Genomic DNA, 25,702 nt, shown 5'->3' on the forward strand with positions numbered 1-25,702 from the left:
TGGGTCGAACCTACTGCGTACGGCGGACCGCACGCAGTGTCTACCCAGACCCTCCATCAGTCGCACTCATGCGTAGACGTGGCGAGATCGCGGACCCACGGGACCCCTCCCGGCGAGGACGCCTACGGTACGCCTCGGTAACGACCGAACACCCCCCGACAGGAGACCCCCATGCCCAGAACGCGGACTCTCGTGCTGGCCGGCATCACCGCGGTCGTCTCGACCGCCACCTTCACGCTGTCCGCCCACGCCGACGCCACGACCTCGCCTACGCGGGCGGCCGACCGGTGCACGCACCCCGCCGAGGCCCTCGACCTGACGAACTGGAAGCTCACGCTGCCCACCGGCGACGACGAGGACCCCACCGAGATCACCCAGCCCGAGCTGGCGACCTTCTCCGCCGACCCCTGGTTCCGCGTGGAGACCCACTGCGCCGCCGTAAGGTTCCGGGCCGCGGTCAACGGCGTGACGACCGGAGGCTCCAGCTACCCGCGCGCCGAGCTGCGGGAGATGACCGACGGCGGCGAGGACGAGGCCGAGTGGTCCACCACGGACGGCACCCACACCCTCGTGGTCAGGGAGGCGTTCATGGCACTGCCCGAGGAACGGCCCTATGTGGTCGGCGCACAGGTCCACGGCGGGGACGACGACGTCACCGTCTTCCGCCTCGAAGGCCGCAAGCTCTACATCACCGAGGGCGACGACCGCCACCACCACCTCGTCACCGCCGACTACGAGCTGGGCACCGAGTTCGAGGCCAAGTTCGTGGCCGAGGACGGAGAGATCGACGTGTATTACAACGGCCGCCTGCAGACCACGATCTCCCACGACGGCGACACCAACTACTTCAAGGCAGGCGCCTACACGCAGGCCAACTGCGGCAACTCCGAGCCGTGCGCCGACGACAACTACGGCGAGGTCCGCATCTCGCGCATCAAGGTCAACCACTCCTGACGCAGGAGGCAACTGAGGCGTACCGGGCTCAAGTCGCCCCCGACCGGCCGCGGATGGGGGACGATGGCCAAGGCGGCGAGCCCAGAGATGCGGGGGAGACCGATGGAGGCTGCGGACGTCATACAGGCGCTGGACGGGCTGAAGGGCCCCCGGGCGGTTGTGGTGGGAGGGCGGGTCTGTGTGCACGTGCCCGCCATCGATGACACCGTGCGCATCGACGCCGCCCAGGTGAGGCGGTGCAGGCGGATCTGGGCCCCGAACGGAGACCCCGCCGTGGAGTTCGTGCTGGAGGACGACGGGGGAGTGTGGCCGCTGGTCATCACTCCCGACGACGTCGTCTTCCAGCCGGTGGACACCGGAGCCGTGCTGGACTCCCCGATCGAGTACCGGATCGCCAACGCGCCGCACATCGTGGCGTACACCGAGATGGAACGGGCCGCCGAAGACGTGGCCGTGCACTGCGAGGAGCCGGGGCCGATCGAGTTGAACGGCGCAGGCGTCACTCTGCTGCTGGTGCGGTGCTTCATCGTCGCGGCGACTCTGACCGGGCTGCGGCCGGTGCGCAGCGTGGCGTGGTGGCAGCGGGGCTGGACCGCCCTCGGCGGAGACCTTCCACTGCCGCCGTTCCGAGCCGACCCGGTCTGGGACGAGCTGACGCACGAGGCGTCCCAGCTCACGCTGACGGCCTCGGTCCGGAGGGAAACCGACGGGCCCGAGGCCGCCGCCGGAGTGGCCGTCACGGACTTCCGCCGACTGGAGCCGACGCTCACCGCTGTGGCGCTCGACGACGAGTTCGTGTCGTGCTGGCGTACGACGATGGGGATCACGCCGGCACGGTTCGTCGAGACACTGCTGAGCGGCCTGGACCTGGCGCGGGCCCATGTGGCCCTGTACCCGGGTGGCGGTGGCAGTGTGGACGTCGTGCTCGGCGAGGGCGACGCACAGGCGCTGCTGCAGCTGAGCTGGTCCGACAAGCTCGCGCTGCACGTCGACGAGATCCGGATCGCGGACGCCCTGGCACACACCGGCCTGTTCCAGCGGATGATGTTCAACACCGAGCGTCTCGCGGCCATGCTGGGGTTCTCACAGGTGACGATCCTGGCCACCGGGGTCGGTTCGTATGCCTTCGCGGTGATGGGCTACCCCAGGGATCCCGAGCTGTCCCAGGCGATGCGGCGTCGCCGTTCCTAGCTTCCCCCGGCTTTCCTCACGGCAGGAGTCTGTGGCGGAGCCTGGCCATGGCCTCGGGCCCGACCGCTGTCTCGGTCGCGTCGCGCAGCGTGGAGCAGCAGTCCTTCGCACGCGTCAGGTCAGCCCGGGCGGACGCGATTTCCGCGCGCACCTGATCCCGGGCGCTCCGGGTGGCGAGTCGAATGTCGCGCACTTCGCGGGCGCGGGTGTGCCGGATGCTGTCGGCGACGGCCGCCACGTACGCGGTGCGGTCCACGTCCAGGCCGTCGGGACCAGCATGTGCCCGGCCGGTCTCGATGAGGCGCGTCAGGTCGTCGGCGGGCAGGAAGAACAGGGTGGTTGTGGAGAACTCGCTCAGGGACACCTGACGTCCCCACCGGGTGAGCAGACCGGACTTCTGGTCGGCCAGCGGCGCCAGATCCAGGTAGAGCTGTGCGTCGATGGTGGCCATCAGATCCTTGGAGTCATCGAGGAGCGACCGCAGATCGGCCACCTCGCGCGCTTGCCGGACCAGAAGCCCGGTGAACTCCGCCGACGTCTCCGGCGTTCCCTCGCCGTCGAGCAGCTTCTCGGCCAGTACGAGGAGTTGCTCCCCGCGGACGCACAGATCCTGCAGCGCCACCACCATGCGCACCAGGTGCCGGGCGACCTTCGCGTCCCGGCTGATCTGTCTGCCGTCGAGCAGCCTCCCCCAGTGCGAGGAGAGGATCTCCGCCAGTGTCGAAATCAACCCGAACATTCCGCCCCTTCCCCTGTGGCAGCCGAGTCTAGTGAGGCGGCACCGCCGTTCGGCTCCCTCAGCCGGCGTTCTGATCGGGAGGCAACGGCTGTTCGAACCACACCACCTTGCCGGTGCTCACCCTCGTGGCGCCCCAGCGTCGCGCGAGCTGGTCGACCAGGAACAGGCCGCGGCCGCCCTCGTCGCTGAGGCGGGCGTGGCGCATCCTGGGGACGATCGGGGAGTCGTCCTCGACCTCGCAGCGCAGGACGTCCGTGCGCAGGAGGCGGAGGACGAGCGGCCGGGAGGCGAAGCGTACGGCGTTGGCGACCACCTCGCTGACCAGCAGTTCGGTGGACTCCACCAGGGCGTCGAGGTCCCAGTCGTGCAGGGTTCTGCGGGTCAGCCGGCGGGCCTGGCGGGCGGTCTGCGGGCGCGGGGCCAGGTACCAGTACGCGACGGTCTCCGGCAGGAGGCCCTTGAAGCGGGCGGCGAGCAGCGCGACGTCGTCGTCCCGGTCGCCCGCCCTCAGCGTGCCGAGCGCCTGGTCGCAGAGCGCCTCCAGCGCCGGGGGCGTGGACAGCGAGGCGGCTTCCCGCAGTCGTGCGCGCAGTCGCTCCACACCGGTCAGCAGATCCGAGTCGCGGGACTCGACCAGGCCGTCGGTGTACAGCAGCAGCGTCGCACCGGCCGGTGCGTGCATCTCGGTGGACTCGAACCCACCGCCGCCGACCCCGATCGGCGCTCCGGACGGGACCTGCACGACCTCCGTGCCACCGTCCGGGTGCAGGAGCACCGGCGGCAGATGACCGGCGTTGGACACCAGCAACCGGTGCCGCACGGGGTCGTACATGGCGTACAGGCAGGTCGCCGTGTGCTCGCTGCCCAGGCGCTCCGCCTGTTCGTCGAGGTGGTGCAGGATCTCGTCCGGGGGCAGGTCGAGCCCGGCCAGGGTCTGCACGATGGTGCGCAGCTGGCCCATGATCGCGGCCGAGGTCATGGAGTGGCCCATCACATCGCCGATGACCAGCGCGACTCGGTTGCCGGGGAGCGGGATCGCGTCGTACCAGTCGCCGCCGACCTGCGCGGTCCGCGAGGCCGGCAGATAGCGGCTGGCCAGCTGGATCCCGGCCGGCGTGGGCAGCGACGGCGGGAGCATCGTGCGCTGCAGCGCGTCGGCGACGGATGCCTCGCGTGCGTACAGCACCGCCTTGTCGATGCCCAGCGCGGTGTGCGTGGCGAGCTGGGAGGCGACGAGCAGATCGTCCGCGGTGAAGTCCGCCCGGCCGGGTTCGCGCAGCAGGACGACGCTGCCCATTCCGTGGTGGCGGCCGTGCAGCGGGGCGACGATCAGGCGTCGTCCGGGGGGTACCGCCGGGGGCGGGGTGTCGGTCGCCAGGAGCTCCGCCGCCGCGGACGCGGTGTCCGGGGTGTTCGCGAACACCGGGCGCCCGGCGCGCAGCAGCTCGGTCAGCGGACTGGTGGCGGACGGGCGTACGACCTCAGCCGCCCGGACGGGTGCGGAGGGCGGTGCGGCGGGTCCGGAGCCGTGCGCGGCGGGTCGGCGCAGCGGTGCGCGGTCCGTGATGTGCAGCCGCAGGACGCCGGGGGCGGCGTCCGTCTCGTCGTCGACCGGAAGGGGAGCGTACAGATGGACGAACGCCGCGTCGGCGAATGCCGGGACGGCCGCCCGGCACAGCTCGCGCAGTGTCTCGTCGAGGTTCATCCCGCGGGCGATCTGGCGGGTCGCCGCGTCGAGGTAGCGGAGTCGGTCGGTCCGTGACTCGGTGACGTCCGGCCGGTCGCTTTCCTGGTTGCCGGCGGAGGGCCCGGAAGCGGGCAGACGCTTCGCGGCGTGCGAGGGAGCGGCCGGTCCCCGCACGCCGGCCGCCTGCCCGCCGGCGCCTCCATCGGCGCCGAGGTCCTTCGTCACCCGTCTCCTTCCCGTCTCGTCAGGCGCGCCGCCTGCAGCGCAGGAAGATCTGCACCTCGGGCGGGACATCCACGCTGGCCGGGGCGTACGTGTACGACGACTCCTCGACGATCTCGAAGTCCGCCGCCTCGACGACCTCGCGCAGTTCGTCCCTCAGATAGCCGGACACCCGGATGGTGCTTCCGATGAACGGGATCGAGAAGTCGTCCACGTCGGCCTCCACCATCGACAGCGCGAACAGGCCGCCCGGCTGCAGCAGGTGGTGGATGGTTCGCAGGGCGAGGGGTATCTCCGCGCGCGGCAGCATGAGCAGTGAGAAGAAGGCCGCCACCGCGTCGAAGCGGCCGAGGTCCCGGGGACCTGCGGGCCGCAGATCCGCGATGTCCGCCCGGTGGAACTCCCCGGTGGGCACGTTCTCGCGGGCGAGCGAGACCATTCCGTTCGACAGGTCGACACCGACCACCCGCAATCCCGCCTCCGCCAACTGGAGCGCGGTCGGCACCCCGGTGCCGCACCCCAGGTCCAGCACCCGGGCCCCGGCCGGCAGGGACCGGATCAGCCACTCGGCGGACCTGATCTGCCCCTCCTTGTGCGGGAAGGCCTGGTCATAGCGGTCGCCGATGGCGTCGAAGGCCTCCGCCTGGCCGTCGCGGTCGAGCGGCATGCTCTCGTAGCCGAGCTTGTCGCCAGGAGTGCTCACGAGGAATCTCCTTTGAAACCTTATGTGTGATTTTTTCACAGTTATACAGACCCGGGGAGTCGCCTGGACGGGTCCTCGGCCGTCGCCGGAATGCGGCCACAGTACGAGGCGCGTCGGCTGGTTGGCCCTCGGTGCGCCCTTAAGGATGATGTGTTGCGTCAAGTGAGACATGTGCCGCGATGAGAAGCAGCTGTGGGCGGGCGTGTCACCACCGACGGGTGAATCTCACCGGCCGGTGATGCCGCCCCAGCAAATCTGAGGGAGCCTCACCGTCGTTGTACATCCGGACGACCGCTCTGCACACAGTGGGTCGTAGTCCGTCCGGAGTTCCGGATTGCTGCGGATGACGTCATCGGAATGCGCGGTCTGCGAGCGCGGTGAATGCTGGTGCTCCGCGGGACGACGGGACGACGGGCTAAGGAGAAATCCATGCAGTGCGTGCGGTTCAATTCTTCCGGCAACGAGGCGGCGAAGGTGTCGTACACGGCTCGCCGCCTTGTGGAGCTGGGCTACGGAAGCCCCGGAACACTAGGGCTGAGAATGGAGGATGAGCCTCCACGGGCGGGCGACCTGGTGCTGTGCCGGGTCACCGAAATCGGTCAGCACAGATTCCTCGGGCAGGTGGACGGAAAGCGGAATCGGCTGTTCGTCGGCGACACGATCGTGGTGGCCTATGGCGCCCGCTACGCCCCGGATCAGTTCGAATCGGAGGTGCCCGGCGACCTCGGACCCTGTGACCTGGTCGCCGGAGGCGGCATAGCAGGACGGGTCGTTTCGTCCCACGCCAGAATGAAGTCCCCCACCCAGTTGGAGCCCTTGGGCCTGGTGACCGACGAACGGGGCGAGGTCATCAACCTCGCTCGCCTGGCCAGGCCCGTGGTGCCGGCCCTCGCTCCCCGTCCGCGCACCATCGCCGTACTCGGCACCTCGATGAACGCGGGCAAGACCACCGTCGCCGCCGCCCTCATCCGCGGTCTCAGCCTGGCCGGCCGCCGGGTCGGCGCGGCGAAGGTGACCGGCACGGGTGCGCCCGGCGATCCGACACTGATGTCCGACGCCGGCGCCGCGCGGGTCATCGACTTCACCGACCTGGGCTTCCCCACCACCTACCGACAGCCGATGCCGCAGGTGATCCGCATTCTGCGCGGCGCGATCACGGATCTGACGAGTCACCAGACGGATGCCATCGTGCTGGAGGTCGCGGACGGGCTCCTGCAACGGGAGACGGCGGCACTGATCCGGACGCCGGAATTCCGCGCCAGCGTGGACAGCATCGTCTTCGCGGCCGGTGAATCGGTCAGCGCGGTGGCGGGCGTACGGCTGCTGCGCGAGGAGGGACTTCCCGTAGTGGCGCTGAGCGGGGTGCTGACGTCCTCTCCGCTGGCCATGGCCGAGGCGGTCGCCGAAGTGGGTATCCCGGTGTACAAGGCGGCCGCCATGTCCGACCCGTCCGTCGCCGCCCAACTGCTCGCGGGCACCGTCACAGGCGGGGTCGTCGTGGCGGAAGGCGGCGGGCTGTCGGAGGACGCCGGCCAACTCAGCGACCACGGCGGGCTGCCGCAGGAACGCAGTCGGCTGAACGACTACAGCGGTCCCCTCACGGACTACAGCGGTCCTCTTACGGCCGAAACCGTGGCGTGACCATGGCGGGACGACGGCGTGTCAGGATGCCGCACACCCTCGGCGGTGTGCGGCGCCGACTGATGCTGCTGTTGGTTCTCGCGGGTTTCGGGCAGGCGGTCTGTGTGGTCGGGTTCGCCCTCCTCGTGCATGGCGCGGCCTACCGCGTCACACACGGCGGGGAGATCGAGTCCGGCCACGACCGCAGCGCCCTCTACACGCACGTGGCCGGCTACGAGCCCACCGCACTGGCCGTCGGACTCCTCACGACCGCCTGTGCGACCGTGCTGCTCAAGGCGGTGGGTGAACCGCTCGCGGAACGGCTGGCCCAGAGTTACGTGCACAGCATCAGAATGCGTCTGTTCGACCATGTCGCCGGAAGCGAGGCGGGCGGCCCGTACCGGCGCACGGTCGGCGTGACCGTGCTCCGCTTCACCGGTGACGCGTCCGCCCTCCGGCTGTGGATCAGCAAGGGCGTGGCACCGATTCTGGTGGACGGCGTGTTCGTGGCGTGCGCGCTCGGCGTACTGGCCGTCATCGCGCCGGGGATCGGCGCCCTGTCGGCGGCGCTGGTCCTCCTCGCCGCGGCCGCCGTAGCGCTGTTCGGGCGGCGGCTGCGCGAACGCGTACGCGAGACCAGACGGTATAACGGCAGACTCGCCGCCTTCGTCAACGAACGGGTCACCCACACCGCCGTCATACAGTCCCTCGGACGGGTCGCACAGGAGCGCCGGGTCATGCGGCGGCACAGCCGTGACTACGGTCGCGCCATGGTGCGCCAGGCCCGGCTCACCGGAGCGATGTCGGCGACGGCCGAGGCGTGCGGCATCGGGGTCCTGCTGATCGTGGTCACCATGGGACTGATGGCGGGCATCACCTGGGAGGCCCTCGCCTCGCTGCTGACGGTGGCGAACTTCCTCGGCCGGCCCCTTTCCTCGCTGGTCCGCGTGCAGGAGCACTGGCAGCGGTCGCGCGTCGCGCGGAGGCGCATCGCCGAGGTCCTCAGGGCTCCGGCGCCGTTGCGCAGCACACGCGGAGCCGAACCGCTGGCGAACGGGCCCGGACATCTCGAACTCAAGGACATCCGCGTGGACGGTGTCCTGGAGGTGTCGGCCGTCGCCCTGCCCGGGCAGCGGATCGTGCTGCAGGGACCTCCGGGCTCGGGAAAGTCGCTGCTGCTTCGCCTGATCGCGCGGCTGCAGGACCCCGACGCCGGCGCGGTGCTGCTCGACGGCCAGGACCTCGCCCGGCACGACCCCGAATCGGTACGCCAGGTGGTCAGGCTGACCAGCCCCGAACTGCCGTTGCTCCGCGGCACCGTGGGCAAGAACCTGCGGGACGGTGAACCACCGGACGTGGACCAGAAGGCGGACGAGGAGCACGTCGATGCCCTGGCCGAACTGCTGCCCAACGGTCTGCGCACGCGGGTGGGCGAGGGCGGGCACGGCCTCTCCATGGCCGTGCGCTACCAGGTGGCGATGGTACGGGCGCTGCGCAGCGGCCCCCGGGTGCTGCTGCTGGACGAGGCCAGGTCGGAAGGAGCGCCCGGTTCCGACCTGATGGAACGTCTCCTCGAGAGGTATCCGGGCACGGTCATCTACGTCACCGACGAACCCGCGCTCGCCGCGCGTGCGGACGCGCTCTGGTACCTCGACGACGGCAGGCTGACGGTGCGTGAGCCGGAGCGGTCCGTCACGGAGGCGGAGACGGACCAGCACGGTGCGTCGACCGGCCGCGCATCTCAGGCGGTTGCCGGGGACTCATGACCCGGACAGGGCCCGGCGCACGACGTACGGCAGGACGCCGCCGTGCCGCGTTCGACGTACGTCGACTCGCGTCTGACGGGAAACGGGTGCCTCCCGGCGCCTCGATCTCCCGCCAGATCCGGGTGCCCTGCCGGATGCGCGCGGCGTTGGCCCGGAACATCTCCGGCCGGTCGAACTCCGTGACGCACGCGGCGACTTCCTCGTCCGAGGGCCACAGGTCCTTCAGGTGGACGGGCACTTTCTCGAGGTGCTCCATCTCCGGGTGCGGCCGGGTCGGCGGTGTCGGCGCAGCTGGTGATGGCGGCGATGGCGACCGGTCCGTCCGGCAGCGATTCACCGAAAGTCCAGTATCTACCGACTGTTTCATACCAACCGCCCGGACGTCAGGGAGGCCCGATGCCCGTTTCCCCGATTCCCGGGGTCAGCCGTCCGCGCGGACGAAGACGGGCTTGAGGTGCTTCTCGGGCAGGGCGTCGGGGATGTGGCCCCCGACCTTGTCGCGGGCGATGCGCAGGGTGACGCCGGTGAGGTACATGTCGAGCAGTGGCAGCTCGCCGGGGCGGAAGTGGTTGCCGGCGGACTCGCAGACACCTTCGGGGGCAAGGGACTTGACAGGCCGGGCGAGCTGCTCGACGCGGCCCGTGGCCTCCACGGCGATGTCGAAGCCGTGCCGGACGGGTTCCAGCGTCTCGGCGGTGGCGGCACCGAAGCCGCGGGCGATCTCGCGGTGCGCGGGATCCGGGTCCACGTACAGCACCTCGGAGGCGCCGAGCGCGCGGGCGATGTCGCACACGTACAGACCGATGCTGCCGCGGGCGACGACCAGGACGCGGGCGCCGGGCCGGCTCCTCCGGTGGGGTGCGACCAGACGCCAGGACAGCGACCAGTTGTCACTGGCCGACGCCATGGCGACGGGGTCCAGATCACAGCCCGGCGCGACAGCGGTCGCAGGTGCCGCGGTTGATCGACCACGGGACCACCACCAGATCGCCTGGAGCCACGGTCGTGACGGCGTCGCCGGTCTCCACGACCCGGCCCACGCACTCGTGGCCGAGGGCGAACGGTGGATCGATGCTGTGTTTGATATGCGGCTGCCGCCACGTGGCATGGCCCGCCAGGATCGCGGAATCGACGTCACAGGAGGTCGCGGCGACCGGGGCGACGATCGCCTCCTGGTCCGACCGGAGCCCGGGGCCGGGCGCCTCGCGTCATTCGACCGTGTGCCGGGCGGCGTACGTCAGTTCACGCATCGGCCCGCTGCCCCTTCGCCAGGGCCACGAGGTCGGCGTACCGGATGACCGATCCCCCCGCCCCCCAAGTGCCGTCGGCCTGCTCGTGCACCAGCACCCACACCCGCAGGGCCTCCTCCGAGGGGAGCCCGGCGGCGCCGAGCACGGTCTTGGTGGCCTCCTCGACCAGGCCGGCCTTGCGCCGCTCGGACAGCGCGCCCTGCGGGACCGTCACCTCGACCAGGAAGCGGGGCGCCTCGTCCTCGGCGGTGGTCAGCGCTCCCTCGGGCAGCTCGACGAGACAGCTCCACGCCTGGGCGCGGAAGAACGCCGTGCCGGGTGCCCCCTCCCAGCGCAGCAGTACGGCGGCCAGGTCCCGCTGGACGGTGCTCCGGCCCTCCTCGGTCAGCGAACCGGGCGGGACGGTGAGCCGGATCATCGGCATGGCGAGTCTCCCTTCGTGCTCCGCACGCCGACGCCTGCTCGGCGCCCGGCGTCTATAACAGTCGTTATAAGCGGTCGCGAGGCTAGACTATGACGGTCGTTATAGCCAGAGGGGAGTACGGTCTTGGCCAACTCCAGCGCGCCGTCACGTGACCGCATCGTGGCCGGGGCGGCCGACCTGATCAGCAGGCGCGGCCTGAACGCGGCGAGCATCCGGGAGGTCGCCAAGCACGCCAAGGCGCCGCTCGGTTCGACGTACCACTACTTCCCCGAGGGCAAGCAGCAACTCGCCACCGAGGCGGTGCGGTACGCGGGCCAGGCGGTCGCCGGGATCCTGCGCAAGGAGCTGGACGCGGGCCCGGTCGCCGGCCTGCGCGCGTTCCTGGCCCTGTGGCGCGGCATCGTCGTCGAGAGCGACTTCCGCGCCGGCTGCCCCGTGCTGGCGGTCTCCGTCGAGGAGCCCCCGGCCGACGAGACGCCGCCGGCCCTGGTCGCCGCCGCCGAGGCCTTCCAGGAGTGGGAGCGGCTGCTCGTCGAGACGCTGTGCGCGCACGGGGCCGACGCCGAGCAGGCGCCGGGGCTGGCGGCCCTGGTCGTGGCGTCGGTGGAGGGCGCGATCGCGATGAGCCGGGCCGAGCGCAGTATGCGGCCGCTCGATCAGGTCGCGCGGCAGCTCGAATCGCTGATCGTGGGGGCGGTGGGCCGTCCGGACCGACGGGGAGAGTCTTCGGGACGTTCGGGCGGAGGTACGGGCGTCGAGGGCCGCCGCCGAACTGGCTGACCCGGCTGACTCGGCTGACCCGGACGTCGACCGCTGAGCCCGTCACCGGGCCGTGCGCGTGACGGCAGCCGGGCCGACCGCTGAGCCCGTCACCGGGCCGTGCGCGTGACGGCAGCCGGGCCGACCGCCGGACCCGAACCGCTCCTCAGCCGCCGTCCCTCGGGACCCGGCCTTCCGGCCGGCAGCGGCACAGCTCGTCCGCGCCCTCGCCGGTGACGAGTTCCCGTGCCACCAGCCGGCCGACCGTGGGCGCCAGAGTGACGGCCGAGTGCATAACGGCCACGTACACCGACCCGTCCGGGGTGAGGTGACCGACCAGCGGCCCGCCGGCCGGCACCGGTCGCGCGCTGACGCGGGTGTCCAGGACGCGGCAGCCGTCGGCCCCGTGGAAGGCGGCCTGCAGGTGACGCAGTGCGCCGGCCGATGAGGACGTCGGCGGGACGGTCATCAGCAGCCGGCCCGCCCGCACTTCGCGCACCTCGAACTCCGGCCCGGCGACAATGGCGCGCACCAGCCCGGACGGCGCCGTGAGCCGCACCAGGCGAGCGGGGGACGCCTCGATCGGCACCTCCAGGCCCAGCGGCGCGAGCAGCTCGCACACCTCGGTGCCCGCGGCGAGCACCACCGTCGACGCCGGATGGAACCCGGCGGACGAGGTCACCCCGGCCACGCTTCCGCCGACGGTCTCGAGAGCCGCTCCCGCCACACCGAGGACCGTCCGCGCCCCCAGCCCCCGAGCAGCCCGCACCAGCGCGCCCGTGACCGCCACCGCGTCCACCCCGCCGTCCGACGGCGTGTGCACAGCCCACTCGGGAGGCTCGCGCAGTCCGGGTTCCAGCGCCCTGATCCCGTCGGCGCCCACCCGGAACCGGCCCACGCCGAGCTCGGCCCCCACCGGAGCGCCGTCCCACCTCAGCGAACCGCTCCGGCGCACCGCGAGATCCGGCAGTTCGGCCTCCAGACGCCGGTAGTCCGCAAGGACCGAACCGCGCAGATCCTCGGCGCCGCCGGGCCAGTGGCCGCCGCGGCCGCCGATCCGCGCGAAGGAGGCCCCCGTCACTCCGGTCGCCGGTGCCGGGGCCCGGTCGATCAGCGTCACCGGCGCTCCACGGCGCGCCTGGTGGTACGCCACGGACGCACCGACGACCCCGGCGCCGACGACGACGGACATGCCCGAGCCCGGCCCGGGTCAGATCACGCAGCCCACATGAGCCAGTGCCTGCTTCAGCAGCACCCCGTGCCCGCCCGGCATCTCGCTCTGCACCGCCGGGGACAGTGCCTCCTGCGGGCTGAACCACACCAGGTCGAGGGCGTCCTGGCGGGGGCGGCAGTCGCCGGTCACCGGGACGACGTACGCGAGGGAGACCGCGTGCTGGCGCGGGTCGTGGTACGCCGTGATGCCCTGGGTCGGGAAGTACTCGGCGACGGTGAACGGCTGCAGGGACGCCGGGACGCGGGGGAGTGCGACCGGGCCGAGGTCCTTCTCCAGGTGGCGCAGGAGGGCGTCGCGCACGCGCTCGTGGTGCATCACGCGGCCGGAGACCAGGGTCCGGCTGACCGTTCCGTCCGGTCCGATGCGCAGCAGGAGGCCGATGCTCGTGACCTCGCCGCTGTCGTCGACGCGCACGGGCACGGCCTCGACGTACAGGATCGGCATGCGCGCGCGTGCCATCTCCAGCTCGTCGGGGGTCAGCCAGCCGGGCGTGGTTTCGGTCATGTCAGACATTGCTTGATCATACTTTCCGGGAATTGCGAACGCTCAGTCGCGGGGCTGACGGGAGTCGGGAGCGGGACAGGGGGATGGGGACGGAGCTGGGGGCGGGGAGGGTCGCGTGGCGGGGAGTCCGTAGAGGCGGCGGGCGTTGTCGCCGGCCGTCCACGCCGCGATCCGCAGCGCGTCCGGCAGGCTCAGTTCGTCGGCGTCCACCCGGTCCTGGAGCAGGTCGCCCAGGCCGCGGCGGAACGCCAGTGCGCCGAGCCGGTAGAACTCGGCCAGACCATACGCGTCCGAGCTGTACAGCAGCTTGCGGAACGGGGTGATCTCCAGGGCCTCGGCCAGGATCGCCCGGGACCGGGCGGGGCCGACGTGGTGCAGGGTGAGGCCCACGTCCACGTACACCTGCTCGAACACCGCCGCGAGATAGGCGGCCTGGCGCTGGTAGGGCCAGCAGTGCAGGAGCAGGACGGGGATCGTGCCCCTGGTGAGGTGCAGCCAGTCCGTCAGCAGGGTGGGGTCCACCCGGTGCAGGCGGATGTCGTGGTCGCCGAATCCGGTGTGCAACTGCAGGGGCAGCCCCAGGTCCACCGCCGTCCACAGCAGGTGCCGTACCAGGACCGGGTCGGCCAGCCGGCCGCCCTCCGCCAGCCAGAGCCGGGCCGCCGCGGTGACGAGCGCGTCGCTGGGGCGCGCCGGGTCCAGGTCGAAGCCCGTGCGGTAGGCGGCCACGGACTTCACGGCCACCACGCCCGGACGGCGTACGGCCTCCTCGACGGCCGTGCGGAAGGCGGTGGCGTACGCCTCCGGCTCGACCCCGTCGGCGGCCACCGCTTCGGCGACCGCTTCCAGCCGTAGGACCTCGTACGCCGTCCCGCCGGCGGCCTCCGCCAGTTCCCCGGGTGTGGTGATGCGGTGCGGGGTGTACCCGGTGTCGACGCAGAACACCTCCGTCGCGGCGGCGGCCAGGAGCCGGCGGTTCGCCTCGCGAGCGCCCAGCTCAGCGCGCCGGGCCAGGTACGCGTCGGCCGGGGCGTGGCGCGGCAGATCGAGCAGGGGTGCGCAGTGGCGGCGTACGGCCACCCCCGCCGGGGTGTCGAAGAGCGAGATGCCGGGCCAGGGCTCGCCCTCGGTGAGCAGGGACTCGAAGCCGTCGCGGTCCAGGTCGGCGGCGACCACTCCGTGGCAGTGGTGGTCCACCAGCGGCAGAGCATCGAGCGCCTCGTGGACCGGGCCGGTGGCGCTCATGTCAGTACTTCCAGCGGTAGGCCGCCGCCACCTGGTCGTCGTCCAGTCCGGCGACGGCATCGAGCTCGCCTTCGCGTACGGCGATCACGGCGTCGGCGAGGACCGGGCCCAGCGCGGCCCGCAACGGCTCGTCCGCGCGGAAGTGCCTGACGGCCTCACGCAGCGAGACCGGCAGCCGGCGGACACCTCGGGCCGCCGCCTCCTGCGCGCCCAGCCGCGCCGGATCGCCGGTGATCTCCTCGGGCAACCGCGCGCCCGACGTCAGTCCGTCCAGCCCGGCGGTGATCAGACAGCCGAGGGCGAGGTACGGGTTGGCGGCCAGGTCCACCGGCTTGATCTCCAGATTGGCCGCCTGGTCGCGGTGGCCCGCCGTGCCGGTGACGACGCGCAGCCCCGCCTCCCGGGTCTCCCGGCCCCACGCGGTGAACACCCCGGCCCACTGCGAGGGTTTGAGCCGCAGATAGCTGGCCGGGCTCGGCGCGGTCACCGCCGTGAGGGCGGGGAGGTGGGTGAGGACGCCGGCCGCGAAGGACTCGGCCTCGGGCCGCATGCCGTGGCGGCGGGCACCGCCCGCGTGCAGGTTGACGCCGTCACGCCAGGCGGAGAGGTGGACATGGCCGCCGTTGCCGACGCCCTGCCCGAGGACCGCCGGGGCGAAGGACACCGCGAGCCCGTGGCGTCGCGTCACCGCGCGGATCGTCTGCCGCACCAGCACGCTGCGGTCGGCCGCCGCCACCGGGTCCAGCGCGGCCACCGACAGCTCGAACTGCCCGGCCGCGTACTCGGGATGGAGCTGCTCGACCTCCACGCCCTGTCCCGCGAGCGCCGCCAGCAGATCGGCCGTGCAGTCGCTCAGCTCGACCTGCCGGGTGGCGCCGTACGCCGGTCCCGTGACCGCCGGCACGAACTTGCCGTCGGCACCGGGTGGTTGGGCGACGGCCCACTCGATCTCGATGCTCGCCCTGAACGTGATTCCGTACCGCTCGGCGGCCTCCTGGACCGTCCGACGCAGAAAGGTCCGGCCGCACCCGGGATGCCGCTCGCCCTCCTGGGTGATCCGGTCGACCGGTGCCCACGCCCAGCCGGGCTGCCCGGCCAGCTCCACCAGGTGATCCAGATCGGCGTAGAGGCGCAGATCGCCGTCGGGGGACCCGAGGACGTCGGTGGTGACGATGGAGTCGTTCGCGAGGAACGTGTCGAACACCGGCGACATCCCGACGCCCCAGGCCGCCGCCGAGGCGAGCTTCGCCGTCGGGATCGTCTTCACCCGGGCGACGCCCGCCGTGTCGACGTAGGCCAGGACGACCCCGTGCACGCCCCGCCCGGACAGCTCCCCGCTCAGGGCGGTGGCCCGCTCGACGTCTCCGGGCCGCCCTCCCGGTACGGGGTCGGCAAGGGTGGTCATACGGTCTCCTCGACGAGCTCGGCCGGTCCGTGCCGGGTCGTTGGGATCGTGCGGGTCGTGCGGTCCTGCCGGGCGTCAGGGTTTCACGGCCACCGCGCCGTACTGCGGCACCGGAGCGGGAGAGCCGGGGGCGCGCCACTGCGAGCAGGACACCATGCCCGGCTCCAGCAGCTCCAGGCCGTCGAAGAAGGCGGCGATGTCGGCGCCGCTGCGTGCCGTGATCGGCGGCGTGGCGTTCTCGTTCCAGAACTTCATCGCCGGGATCTGGCCCTCGCCGCCGAGCTCGGAGTCGAAGGTCGGGTGCGTCAGCACCAGCAGGCTGCCGGAGGGGACCGCGGCCAGGACACGCCGGACGATCTCGCGGGCCTTGTCGTGGTCCAGGACGAAGTTGAGGATGCCCAGCATCATCACCGCGACGGGCTCGGTGAAGTCCAGGGTCTGCCCGGCGCGTTCGACGATGGCGTCCGGGTCGTGGACGTCGGCGTCGATGTAGGCGGTGGTGCCCTCGCGGGTGCCGGTCAGCAGCGTGCGGGCGTGCACGAGCACGATCGGGTCGTTGTCGACGTAGACGATCCGGGAGTCGGGCGCGACACGCTGGGCGATCTCGTGGGTGTTCTCCGCCGTCGGCAGCCCGGTGCCGATGTCCAGGAACTGCCGCACCCCGCGCTCCTCGGCGACGAACCGCACCGCCCGGCCGAGGAACTCGCGGTCCGCGCGGGCGATGTCCCGGATGATCGGGAACATCCCGGCGACCTGCTCGCCGACCTGCTGGTCGACCTCGTAGTTGTCCTTGCCGCCGATCCAGTAGTTCCACACACGCGCGTTGTGCGCCACACCGGTGTTCAGCTTCGCCGACCCGCCCGCCGGGGTGTGGCCATCACTCACGACTCGTCCTCTCCTCGCACGCACGACCGAAACCGGCCATCGCCGCCATTGTGCCGCTCCGTTGATCACGTTGTCCCGGGAATCGGCAGAGGAATCGGCACGGCCGGTACGGTCGTCGGCGTGCGGCAGCGGGGAGAGCCGCGGGGCCGGGTTACTCGATCTCGCTCGGGCTCGCGGCCGGCGACTTCCCGGCCAGGACGTCCTGAAGGCGCTGGGTGCCCAGCCTCACCGCCTGCTCGACGGAGTCGTTCTCGTCGCCGTCGAGACCGCCCGCCGTGACGGTGATCGCGTCGTTGCCGACGCGTACGGCGGCGACGTCCAGCGTGAGCGTGGCCTGCTCGCCGCCGGTCGTGCCCCGCACCGTCACGCGCAGACCCGAACGGGCGTCGCCCACGTCGGGCAGCGACGTCTCGATGACCTGCACGGTGCGCTTCTCGCCGTCCGCGGTCATCGTGAACTGGTCGCATTCCTCCGGCAGTTGCGCCATCCAGTCCAACGACTCCTGCGGGTCGCTCCGGTCGTAGGAGGCGACCTGGTACAGCAGACGCGAGTCGTCCTGCGTGAAGCCGCGCAGCGCGCTCGCGCCCGACGGCCTGCCCAGCAGGTCGTCGTCGTAGAGGGAGTCCATGAGCCGCTGGCAGTCGGCGGCTTCGGCCTGGGCGGTGAGGAAGTCCGAGACGTCGACCGTGCCGATCAGCAGGGAGTCGTGCCAGCTCTCGGCCTCCGTGTCCTTGACCTGCGTCCAGTCGTCCTCGATGTCCGCCTCGGTGATCAGCGCCGTCCGCGCGCCGGACTCGGTGAGGGTGGCCGTCGGCGAGGGCGTCGGCTGCTTCCTGGCGGCGGGGGACGCGGTGACGCCCGACCCCCGGGATCCGTCCTGGTCGCCGTCGCCCGAGCAGGCGGCCGTGGCCAGCAGCGCGCCCGCCGCCAGGGCCGAGGAGAGAACGCGGGCGAGCCGGGACGTACGACGGGTCATCGCGAGTGCCTCCTGAGAACGTGACGCGTGTCCTCAGCGCACCATCACGGCCGACGGCCCACCAGCGGCGCCGGACCGTTCGAGTGAGCCCCACCAGGGGCCCGGCGCCTCATCCGCCGGCCTGCGCGTGCCCGTGCTGCCAGGCCCAGGCCGCGATCTCGACGCGGTTCCGGGCGGCCAGCTTGAGCTGCACGCTGGACAGGTGTGTCTTGACCGTGGACAGGGAGACGTACAGCTCGGCGGCGATCTCGGCGTTCGTACGGCCGAGGGCCACCAGGCGGACCACATCGAGTTCGCGGTCGGTGAGCGGCTCCACGGGCGGCGCGGACCTCGCCGGAGCGGCGGGGGCGGGCTCGGCCTGCAAGGCGGTGACGTGCTTGAGCAGGCGGACCGTGACCGACGGGGAGACCAGCGAGTCGTCGGCCGCGGCGGCGCGGACCGCCTCCGCGAGGAGGGCGGGCCCCGAGTCCTTCAGCAGGAACCCGCACGCTCCGCCGCGCAGCGCCCCGTACACGTACTCGTCGAGGTCGAACGTGGTCACCACGACCACCCGCATCGGGTCCGCCACATCCGGTCCCGCCAGCAACCGGGTCGCCTCGAGGCGGTCCAGCTTCGGCATCCGGATGTCCAGCAGACACACGTCCGGCCGCTCCCGCCGGACGATGCGCCGCACGGTGGGCGTGCTGCGCGACACCGGGGAGGAGGCCGACCGCCGCCCGGTCGCCGACCTCGCGGGCATCGCCGGGCTGACGGACGGCTTCGCGAGCCCGGTCCAGCAGGTCACCCTGCGCCGCGACCCCGCCGTCTCCGACGACCTCCCGCACGAGGTGCAGGCCGCCGCCTTCCGGGTCGTGCAGGAGGCCCTGACCGACATCCGCCGCCACGCTGCGGACGCCACACACGTCGAGGTCCGGCTGCGGGACGACGCCGGGCGCCTGGAGGTGTCGGTCGCGGACGACGGACGGGGCGGCACGCAGCTTCCGGCGGCGGCGCACGGGGGCGGATTCGGGCTGGTCGGGCTGAAGGAGCGGGTGACGGCCCTGGGCGGGGAACTGCAGGCGGGGCCGCGGGGCGGGGTGGGCTGGGAGGTGCGGGCGATCTTTCCCGTGCGGGGGACGGCAATCCCCTGAGGGGCGCGGGGCTGCATCGATACCACCCCTCCCTGTTCAATGAGAGCGAACACCCCTGCCCGGCAGAGAGGACCCCACATGCCCCCCGCCACCGTCCCGCCGGTAGGCACCCGCATCCGGCAGGCCCGCCAAGCGCGCGGCACCAGCCTGCGGGCGCTGGCCCGGGAGGTCGGCGTATCGGCAAGCCTGATCTCACAGATCGAGACCGGCAAGAGCCAGCCCTCGGTCAGCACCCTGTACGCCATCACCACAGCCCTCGGCATTTCCGTGGAGAGCCTCTTCGACGCAGGCGAGGACCGAGCCACGGCTCGGCCGGCGGCAGCCTTGCCGCACGCACTCGCCGCCTTCGCCGCCGACCCGGCCCGCCGCATCGGCCCGCTGGTCACGCCGGACGAGCGGGAGGTGCTGGAGCTGGACTCGGGGGTCGTGTGGGAGCGTCTCGGCCACGTTCCCGGCGCCGACGTCGACTTCCTGCTGGTGACCTACCGGCCCGGCGGCGCATCCTCGAGCTCCGGCGGCCTGATGCGTCACGCCGGTACCGAGTACGGCTACCTGACCTCCGGGGAGCTGATCCTCACCCTCGGCTTCGACGAGTACACCCTGCGCCCCGGTGACTCCGTCTGCTTCGAGTCGACGACTCCGCACCGCTACCGCAACGATGGTGGGATACCGGCCGTGGGAGTCTGGTTCGTGTTCAGTGACACTTGACACCCGCCGGGCCGGGTCGTTCACTCCGAAGTGGGGGTGGTCGCCATGGCGATCCGCACATTCGGACCCAACGCCGTCGACTGGGAAGAGCGCGTCGACCTGGACCGGCTGCGCAGACAGCGGCTGGCCCGCCTCGACGAGACCCTGAACCGCTCCGAGCTGGGCGCGCTGCTCACCTTCGACTTCGCCAACATCCGCTACATGACGGCCACGCACATCGGCACCTGGGCGATGGACAAGCTGATCCGCTTCGCCCTGCTGGTGCGCGGCGCCGAACCGGTGGTCTGGGACTTCGGCTCCGCGGCCCGTCACCACCAGCTCTACAACCCGTGGCTCGACTACAGCGACGGCAAGGAAGGCAGCCCGCCCACCGGCGCCCGCGCCGGCATCTCCACGCTCCGCGGCGCCTTCCACCCGGACGCAGGCATAGCCGAGGACGTCGCCGCGAAGATCGCCACCGAGCTGCGCGCCCACGGCCTGGCCGGCGAGCCGCTCGGCATCGACGTCGCCGAGATGCCGATCCTCGCCGCCCTGCGCGCCGAGGGCATCGACGTCGTCGACGGCCAGCAGGTCTTCCTGGAAGCGCGCCGCCTCAAGACCCCGGACGAGATCTCCCTGCTCACCCAGGCCTGCGCGATGGTCGACGCGGCGTACGAGGAGCTGTACGGCTACCTGCGCCCCGGTGTGCGCGAGAACGAGTGCGTCGGCGTGGTCAGCAAGGTGCTGTACGACCTCGGCAGCGAGTACGTCGAGGGCGTCAACGCGATCTCCGGCGAACGCTGTTCACCCCACCCGCACGTCTACAGCGACCGCCTGATCCGCCCCGGCGACCCCGCCTTCTTCGACATCCTGCACAGCCACCTCGGCTACCGCACCTGCTACTACCGCACCTTCGCCGTCGGCAGCGCCTCCCGCGCCCAGCGCGACGCGTACGTCCGCTGCCGCGAGTTCATGGACCGGGCCATCGCGCTCGTCCGACCGGGCGCCACCACCGCCGACATCGTCCAGGTCTGGCCCCGCGCCGAGGAGTTCGGCTTCGCCGACGAGACGGCCGCGTTCGCCCTGCAGTACGGCCATGGCGTCGGCCTGTCCATCTGGGAGAAGCCGATCTTCAGCCGGCTGGTCTCCCTCGACCATCCCGAGGTCCTCGAAGAGGGCATGGTGTTCGCCCTGGAGACCTACTGGCCCGCCGCCGACGGCTGGTCCGCCGCCCGCATCGAGGAGGAAGTGGTCGTCACCGCCGACGGCTGCGAGGTCATCACCAAGTTCCCCGCGGAGGAACTGCTCGTGGCGGGCCGCAAGTACTGGACCGTGGGCGGCGAGCTGAACACCCGGCGCGAGTCGCAGTCACACCTGAACACCTCACGCGGCGACGGGACGCGCTGATGAACCCGGCCGAACTCCTCGCCGCCTACGAGCGGATGACCGTCATCCGCCGCACGGAGAAGGCCGCCCACGACCTGTTCCTGCAGGGCCTGGTCAAGGGCACCACCCATCTCGCCGCCGGACACGAGGCCATCGCGGTCGGCGCGAGCGCCGCCCTGCGCCCCGACGACTACGTGTTCGCCACCTACCGCGGCCACCACCACGCCCTGGCCCGCGGCGCCACACCGCAGGAGTGCCTGGCCGAACTCATGAGCCGGGCTACGGGACTGTGCAGGGCCAAGGGCGGCTCCATGCACCTGACCAAGGCGTCCACCGGCATGCTCGGCTCCTACGCCATCGTCGGCGCCCACCTCCCGATGGCCGTCGGCGCCGCCTGGTCGGCCCGGCTGCGCGGCACCGACCGGATCGCCGTCGCCTTCTTCGGCGACGGGGCCACCAACATCGGCGCCTTCCACGAGGCGCTGAACCTGGCCGCCGTATGGAAGCTGCCGGTGCTGTTCGTCTGCGAGAACAACCTGTACATGGAGTACACGCCGATCGCCGACGTCACGGCGGTGGCCCGGCCCGCCGCCGACCGGGCGCCCGCGTACGGCATCCCGGGCGAGGTCGTGGACGGCAACGACGTCGTCGCCGTACAGGAGACCGTGGCCCGGCTCGCGGCGCGGGCCCGGGCAGGGGACGGGCCCGCGCTGCTGGAGGCGCTGACCTACCGCCACTTCGGGCACAGCCGAGCCGATCCGGCCACCTACCGTCCGGCCGAGGAGGTCGAACGCTGGCTGAAGCACGACCCGTTGGACGTGGCGCGTGGCCGGCTGATCGAGTCGGGGGTGCCCGAGGCCGTGGTCAACGAGGCCGACGAGCGTGCGACTACCGCCGTACGGAAGGCGGTCGAGGCCGCGAAAGCCGCCCCGCCGCCCGATCCCGACGAGGCGCTGACCGACGTATGGGCCGACGGAGGTGCGGCGTGGCGGACGTGATCAGCTACCGGGAGGCGGTCGCCGAGGGCATCGCGCGGGAGATGCGGCGCGATCCGTCGGTGGTGTGCCTGGGCGAGGACATCGGAGAGGCGGGCGGGGTCTTCAAGACGACCGTGGGGCTGCTGAAGGAGTTCGGGCCCGAGCGGGTGTGGGACACGCCCATCTCCGAACAGGCCATCGTGGGGGCCGCCATGGGCGCCGCGATGACCGGGATGCGGCCGGTCGCCGAGATCATGTTCTCCGACTTCCTGGCCTGCTGCTGGGACTACCTCGCCAACGAGATACCGAAGGTGCGGTACATGACGGGCGGGCAGGTCACCGTCCCGCTCGTCGTGCGCACCGCCAACGGCGGAGGGCTCGGCTTCGGCGCCCAGCACTCCCAGGCCACCGAGAACTGGGCGTTCACGGTGCCCGGGCTGAAGATCGCCGCACCGGCGACCCCCGCCGACGTGATCGGCATGATGGCGGCGGCGATCCGCAGTGACGACCCGGTCGTCTTCTTCGAGCACAAGGGGCTGCTCGCCCGTAAGGGAGCCCCTCCGCCGCCGGACCACGTCGTCGAGCTGGGCCGCGCCGCCGTCGTCCGCGAGGGCGCGGACGTCACCGTCGTCGCGCTCGCCTCGATGGTGCCGGTCGCGCTGAAGGCCGCCGAGCTGCTGTCCGACGAGGGCGTCGAGGCCGAGGTCGTCGACCTGCGCTGTCTGGTGCCGCTGGACGTCACCACCGTGCTCACCTCGCTCGGACGGACCTCGCGGCTCGTCACCGTCGAGGAGAACCCGTACCAGGGCGGCTGGGGCGCGACGCTCGTCTCGGTCGTCGCCGACGAGGGGTTCGGCCTGCTGGACGCGCCGATCAGGCGGGTGGCGGGGGAGTGCGTCCCGCTGCCGTTCGCCGACGCGCTGGAGGAGCGGGTGATCCCCACCGTCGAGAAGGTCGTGGCGGCCGTACGCGGACTCGCCGCCTACTGAACACCCCACAGGGAGGAAGGGCGATGACCGATCGGATGCTCCTGCGCGCGGGGCACGTGCTGTCGATGGACCCCGCGATCGGGGACCTGCCCCAGGGGGACGTCCTCATCGAGGACGGCAAGATCACCGCGGTGGAGCGGGAGATCAGCGCCGACGCCGAGGTGCTGGACATGACCGGCCGCATCGTGATCCCCGGCTTCGTCGACACCCACCGCCACACCTGGGAGGCGTCCATCCGGAACGTCGCCCCCGACGCCACCCTCGACGACTACTTCGTCGACATCCTCGACACCTTCGCACCGCTGTACACCCCGCAGGACGTGTACGCGGCCAACCTCGCGGGCTCACTGGAGTGCCTCAACGCCGGCATCACCACGCTCGTCGACTGGTCCCACATCAACAACACACCCGAGCACCCGGACGCCGCGATCCAGGGCCTCGCGGAGAGCGGGATCCGCGCCCAGTACGCGTACGGCAGCGCCAACACCTCCCTCGCCGACTACTGGTTCGAGAGCAAGATCGCGATCCCCGGCGACGACGTACGGCGGATCCGCGGCAAGTACTTCGCCTCCGACGACGGCCTGCTCACCATGGCCCTCGCCACCCGCGGCCCCGGCTTCTGCGTCGACGACGTCGTCACCGCCGAGTGGGCCCTCGCCCGCGACCTGGACATCCCGATCACCGTGCACGTGGCGATGGGCCGGCTGGCGGGCCGCTTCGGGATGGTCAAGCAGCTGCACGACCTGGGGCTCCTCGGCGCCGACACCACCTACATCCACTGCTGCCACTTCCACGAGGACGAGTGGCGGATGGTCGCCGAGAGCGGCGGTACGGTGTCGATCGCGCCGCAGGTCGAGGTGCAGATGGGGCACGGCTGGCCGCCCGTGATGAAGGCCGTCGAGTACGGGCTGCGGCCCTCCCTCAGCATCGACGTCGTCACCACCGTGCCCGGCGACATGTTCACCCAGATCCGCGCGGCCTTCGGCGCCGAGCGCGCCCGCGTCAACGCCGACTGCTGGAACGCCAATCTTCCCGTGCCCGAAACCATGTTGACAGCACGTCAGATGCTGGAGATCGCCACGCGCAACGGCGCACACGTCGCGGGCCTGGAGCACCGCACCGGCTCCCTGACCCCCGGCAAGCGCGCCGACGTCGTCGCGATCGACGCCACCGCGCTGAACGTCGCTCCCGTCCACGACGCGGCCGCCGCGGTGACGCTGTCGGCGGACGTCTCCAACGTCGACACGGTCATCGTCGACGGCGTGGTCCACAAGCGCGACGGCAGGCTGGTGGCCGACGTCGAGCGGGCCCGGCGACTGGTCCAGGAGTCCCGCGACCGGCTCCTGGCCGCGAAGGAGGCGAAGAGCGCCGCATGACCCGACACCTGGTGCGCCGGGCCGCCGACGTCCCGGAACCGCCGTACGACGAACTCGGTCACCGCAGGCGCGAGTTGGTGGGCGAGGACGACGGCAGCGCGCACACCGGCTTCGGTGTGTGCGAGATTCGGCCCGGCGGCCGCGTGGCCGCCCATGTGCACTCCTACGAGGAGAGCTTCCATGTGCTCGACGGGGCCGTGATCCTCGACCTGCCGGAGGGGTCGTATCTCCTGGAAGAAGGCGACTACGGCCTCCTGCCGACCGGCGTCCCGCACGCCTGGCGCGGCGCAGCGGAGACGGGCGGCCGCTGGGCCGACATGCTCGCGCCCGTGCCGCGGGCCCGCTACGGCCACGACACGCAGCCGGTCCCGCCCCTGCCGGCCCGCGACCCCGTCCGCATCGACGTCCGCGACCCGCGCACCCGGTCCTTCGGCCACTTCGAACCCGCGCAGCTGGACCCCGGCAAGCAGTCCCAGGACCTGCTCGCGGTGTCGGCGAGCATGCGCACCGCGCTGCTCGTGTACAGCGGCATCACCGTGAAGATGATGGTCGACAGCGACCTCGGCGCGGTCGCCTCGACCATGTTCATGGTGCAGTACGCCCCCGACGGCGTCGCGGGCACGCACGACCACCCCTTCGAGGAGACCTACCTGTTCCTCGAGGGCGTCGTGGACGCCACCTTCGACGGTGAGCGGTACCGGCTCGGGCCGGGCGACGTCGCCTGGGCCGGGGCCGGATGTGTGCACGGGTTCGCCAACGCCGGGACGGGACCGCTGCGTTGGCTGGAGACACAGGCGCCGCAGCCGCCGCCGCGCCACTCCTACCGGTTCACGCGGGACTGGGAGTACCTGAAGGAGGCCCTGGGGTCATGAGCAGCGTGGTGGTGGTGGGCGGGACGTCCGGGATCGGCCGCGAGTTCGCCCGCTTCCGTGCGGGCCGGGGCGACGAGGTGGTGCTCACGGGCAGGGACGCCCATCGTGCCGGCACGGTCGCGAAGGAGGTCGGCGCCACCCGGGGCATCGCCCTCGATCTGGCCCGGCCGCACGAGATCGCCGCCGCGCTCGCCGGCGTCGAGCGGGTGGACCACCTGGTGATCGCCGGGGTCTCACGGGACGACAACCGGGTGGCCGAGTACGACATCGACGCCGCCCTGCGTCTCGTCACGCTCAAGCTCGTCGGCTACACCGAGGTGGTGCACGCCCTGCGGCCCCGACTGCACGACGACAGCGCGATCGTGCTGTTCGGCGGCCAGGCCAAGGAGCGCCCGTACGTGGGGGCGACGACGGTGGCGACCGTCAACGCGGGAGTGGGCGGGCTGGTGAACACCCTCGCGGTCGAGCTGGCGCCCGTCCGGGTCAACGCGGTGCATCCCGGAGTCGTGGGCGACAGCCCGTACTGGCTGGGCAAGCCCGAGGAGGTGCGGGCGGGGTTGCGGGCCGGAACACCCACCGGGCGGCTCGCCACGATGGGTGACGTGGTGGACGCCGTGGACTTCCTGCTGCGCAACCGATCGGTCAACGCGGTCGAACTCGCCGTGGACGGGGGGTGGTTGCTCGGCTGAGCCGGCGAGGGACAGCGCCTTGTGCGTCGGGT

Annotated in this window: 23 protein-coding genes and 2 pseudogenes; 13 read left to right on the plus strand and 12 right to left on the minus strand. The window is 72.0% G+C overall.

The window, feature by feature from the left end:
• The first annotated feature begins 171 nt into the window (after window positions 1-171).
• Both ACIBAG_RS20165 and ACIBAG_RS20170 read left to right on the plus strand, forming a co-directional pair.
• Window positions 172-954 (plus strand): polysaccharide lyase family 7 protein, encoded by a 783-nt coding sequence (locus tag ACIBAG_RS20165; RefSeq protein ID WP_399106846.1) that lies wholly within the window; start codon window positions 172-174, stop codon window positions 952-954.
• A gap of 102 nt (window positions 955-1,056) precedes the next feature.
• A complete protein-coding gene (locus tag ACIBAG_RS20170) occupies window positions 1,057-2,145 on the plus strand; it encodes a hypothetical protein (RefSeq protein ID WP_399106847.1) in 1,089 nt (362 codons plus the stop codon).
• Window positions 2,146-2,161: 16 nt separating this feature from the next.
• On the opposite strand, the gene ACIBAG_RS20175 is transcribed toward ACIBAG_RS20170, so the two are convergent.
• Genes ACIBAG_RS20175 through ACIBAG_RS20185 form a run of 3 tightly spaced genes read right to left on the minus strand, consistent with a single transcriptional unit; the run spans window position 2,162 to window position 5,460 of the window.
• Window positions 2,162-2,884 (minus strand): hypothetical protein, encoded by a 723-nt coding sequence (locus ACIBAG_RS20175; protein WP_399106848.1) that lies wholly within the window; start codon window positions 2,882-2,884, stop codon window positions 2,162-2,164.
• Between the two features lie 58 nt (window positions 2,885-2,942).
• Window positions 2,943-4,796, minus strand: a complete 1,854-nt coding sequence (locus ACIBAG_RS20180) for a SpoIIE family protein phosphatase (protein ID WP_399106849.1) — start codon at window positions 4,794-4,796, stop codon at window positions 2,943-2,945.
• Window positions 4,797-4,815: 19 nt separating this feature from the next.
• Window positions 4,816-5,460: a class I SAM-dependent DNA methyltransferase gene (locus ACIBAG_RS20185; protein ID WP_399106972.1), complete on the minus strand. Its 645-nt coding sequence runs from the start codon at window positions 5,458-5,460 to the stop codon at window positions 4,816-4,818.
• A gap of 465 nt (window positions 5,461-5,925) precedes the next feature.
• Here ACIBAG_RS20185 and ACIBAG_RS20190 point away from each other — a divergent pair, with 465 nt between their 5' ends.
• On the plus strand, window positions 5,926-7,137 hold the full coding sequence (locus tag ACIBAG_RS20190; protein ID WP_399106850.1) for a DUF1611 domain-containing protein: 1,212 nt from the start codon (window positions 5,926-5,928) through the stop codon (window positions 7,135-7,137).
• A 26-nt stretch (window positions 7,138-7,163) separates the two neighbouring features.
• A complete protein-coding gene (locus ACIBAG_RS20195) occupies window positions 7,164-8,882 on the plus strand; it encodes an ATP-binding cassette domain-containing protein (RefSeq protein WP_399106851.1) in 1,719 nt (572 codons plus the stop codon).
• A gap of 421 nt (window positions 8,883-9,303) precedes the next feature.
• On the opposite strand, the pseudogene ACIBAG_RS20200 reads toward ACIBAG_RS20195, so the two are convergent.
• Window positions 9,304-10,132: pseudogene (locus ACIBAG_RS20200) on the minus strand (alcohol dehydrogenase catalytic domain-containing protein).
• Window positions 10,125-10,556 (minus strand): 4-oxalocrotonate tautomerase family protein, encoded by a 432-nt coding sequence (locus ACIBAG_RS20205; protein ID WP_399106852.1) that lies wholly within the window; start codon window positions 10,554-10,556, stop codon window positions 10,125-10,127. The pseudogene ACIBAG_RS20200 and the gene ACIBAG_RS20205 overlap by 8 nt, the downstream one beginning before the upstream one ends.
• A 123-nt stretch (window positions 10,557-10,679) precedes the next feature.
• Here ACIBAG_RS20205 and ACIBAG_RS20210 point away from each other — a divergent pair, with 123 nt between their 5' ends.
• Window positions 10,680-11,336, plus strand: a complete 657-nt coding sequence (locus tag ACIBAG_RS20210; protein ID WP_399106853.1) for a TetR/AcrR family transcriptional regulator — start codon at window positions 10,680-10,682, stop codon at window positions 11,334-11,336.
• 145 nt (window positions 11,337-11,481) lie between these two features.
• Here the strand turns inward: ACIBAG_RS20210 and ACIBAG_RS20215 are convergent, their stop codons facing one another.
• The 7 genes from ACIBAG_RS20215 to ACIBAG_RS20245 all read right to left on the minus strand — a co-directional run bounded on the left by ACIBAG_RS20215 (window position 11,482) and on the right by ACIBAG_RS20245 (window position 18,183).
• Window positions 11,482-12,507: an NAD(P)/FAD-dependent oxidoreductase gene (locus tag ACIBAG_RS20215; RefSeq protein ID WP_399106854.1), complete on the minus strand. Its 1,026-nt coding sequence runs from the start codon at window positions 12,505-12,507 to the stop codon at window positions 11,482-11,484.
• Between the two features lie 18 nt (window positions 12,508-12,525).
• Window positions 12,526-13,053: an NUDIX hydrolase family protein gene (locus ACIBAG_RS20220; protein ID WP_399106973.1), complete on the minus strand. Its 528-nt coding sequence runs from the start codon at window positions 13,051-13,053 to the stop codon at window positions 12,526-12,528.
• Between the two features lie 42 nt (window positions 13,054-13,095).
• On the minus strand, window positions 13,096-14,298 hold the full coding sequence (locus tag ACIBAG_RS20225; protein ID WP_399106855.1) for an amidohydrolase family protein: 1,203 nt from the start codon (window positions 14,296-14,298) through the stop codon (window positions 13,096-13,098).
• Between the two features lies 1 nt (window position 14,299).
• A complete protein-coding gene (locus ACIBAG_RS20230; protein WP_399106856.1) occupies window positions 14,300-15,703 on the minus strand; it encodes a glutamine synthetase in 1,404 nt (467 codons plus the stop codon).
• Between the two features lie 75 nt (window positions 15,704-15,778).
• Window positions 15,779-16,588: an SAM-dependent methyltransferase gene (locus ACIBAG_RS20235; protein WP_399106857.1), complete on the minus strand. Its 810-nt coding sequence runs from the start codon at window positions 16,586-16,588 to the stop codon at window positions 15,779-15,781.
• Between the two features lie 151 nt (window positions 16,589-16,739).
• Window positions 16,740-17,564, minus strand: coding sequence for a hypothetical protein (locus tag ACIBAG_RS20240; RefSeq protein WP_399106858.1), 825 nt, complete (start codon window positions 17,562-17,564; stop codon window positions 16,740-16,742).
• 109 nt (window positions 17,565-17,673) lie between these two features.
• The gene (locus tag ACIBAG_RS20245) at window positions 17,674-18,183 is read right to left on the minus strand and encodes a DNA-binding response regulator (protein ID WP_399106859.1); all 510 of its coding nucleotides are present in this window, start codon (window positions 18,181-18,183) and stop codon (window positions 17,674-17,676) included.
• Window positions 18,184-18,223: 40 nt separating this feature from the next.
• Between ACIBAG_RS20245 and ACIBAG_RS20250 the strand changes: the two are divergent.
• The 8 genes and pseudogenes from ACIBAG_RS20250 to ACIBAG_RS20285 form a co-directional block, all read left to right on the plus strand.
• Window positions 18,224-18,694: pseudogene (locus ACIBAG_RS20250) on the plus strand (sensor histidine kinase); the annotation flags it as partial.
• Window positions 18,695-18,772: 78 nt separating this feature from the next.
• Window positions 18,773-19,402 (plus strand): helix-turn-helix domain-containing protein, encoded by a 630-nt coding sequence (locus ACIBAG_RS20255; RefSeq protein WP_399106860.1) that lies wholly within the window; start codon window positions 18,773-18,775, stop codon window positions 19,400-19,402.
• Between the two features lie 45 nt (window positions 19,403-19,447).
• A complete protein-coding gene (locus ACIBAG_RS20260) occupies window positions 19,448-20,788 on the plus strand; it encodes a M24 family metallopeptidase (protein ID WP_399106861.1) in 1,341 nt (446 codons plus the stop codon).
• Window positions 20,788-21,765, plus strand: coding sequence for a thiamine pyrophosphate-dependent dehydrogenase E1 component subunit alpha (locus ACIBAG_RS20265; protein WP_399106862.1), 978 nt, complete (start codon window positions 20,788-20,790; stop codon window positions 21,763-21,765). The genes ACIBAG_RS20260 and ACIBAG_RS20265 overlap by 1 nt, the downstream gene beginning before the upstream one ends.
• Window positions 21,753-22,733 (plus strand): alpha-ketoacid dehydrogenase subunit beta, encoded by a 981-nt coding sequence (locus tag ACIBAG_RS20270; RefSeq protein WP_399106863.1) that lies wholly within the window; start codon window positions 21,753-21,755, stop codon window positions 22,731-22,733. Before ACIBAG_RS20265 ends, ACIBAG_RS20270 begins: the two co-directional genes overlap by 13 nt.
• Before the next feature lie 23 nt (window positions 22,734-22,756).
• Window positions 22,757-24,109, plus strand: coding sequence for an amidohydrolase family protein (locus tag ACIBAG_RS20275; RefSeq protein ID WP_399106864.1), 1,353 nt, complete (start codon window positions 22,757-22,759; stop codon window positions 24,107-24,109).
• Complete coding sequence (locus ACIBAG_RS20280; protein WP_399106865.1) at window positions 24,106-24,981, plus strand: cupin domain-containing protein; 876 nt, start codon at window positions 24,106-24,108, stop codon at window positions 24,979-24,981. The genes ACIBAG_RS20275 and ACIBAG_RS20280 overlap by 4 nt, the downstream gene beginning before the upstream one ends.
• On the plus strand, window positions 24,978-25,670 hold the full coding sequence (locus ACIBAG_RS20285; RefSeq protein ID WP_399106866.1) for an SDR family oxidoreductase: 693 nt from the start codon (window positions 24,978-24,980) through the stop codon (window positions 25,668-25,670). Before ACIBAG_RS20280 ends, ACIBAG_RS20285 begins: the two co-directional genes overlap by 4 nt.
• Window positions 25,671-25,702 lie beyond the last annotated feature (32 nt).

Source organism: Streptomyces sp. NPDC051243 (assembly GCF_044455405.1).
Taxonomy (GTDB): domain Bacteria; phylum Actinomycetota; class Actinomycetes; order Streptomycetales; family Streptomycetaceae; genus Streptomyces.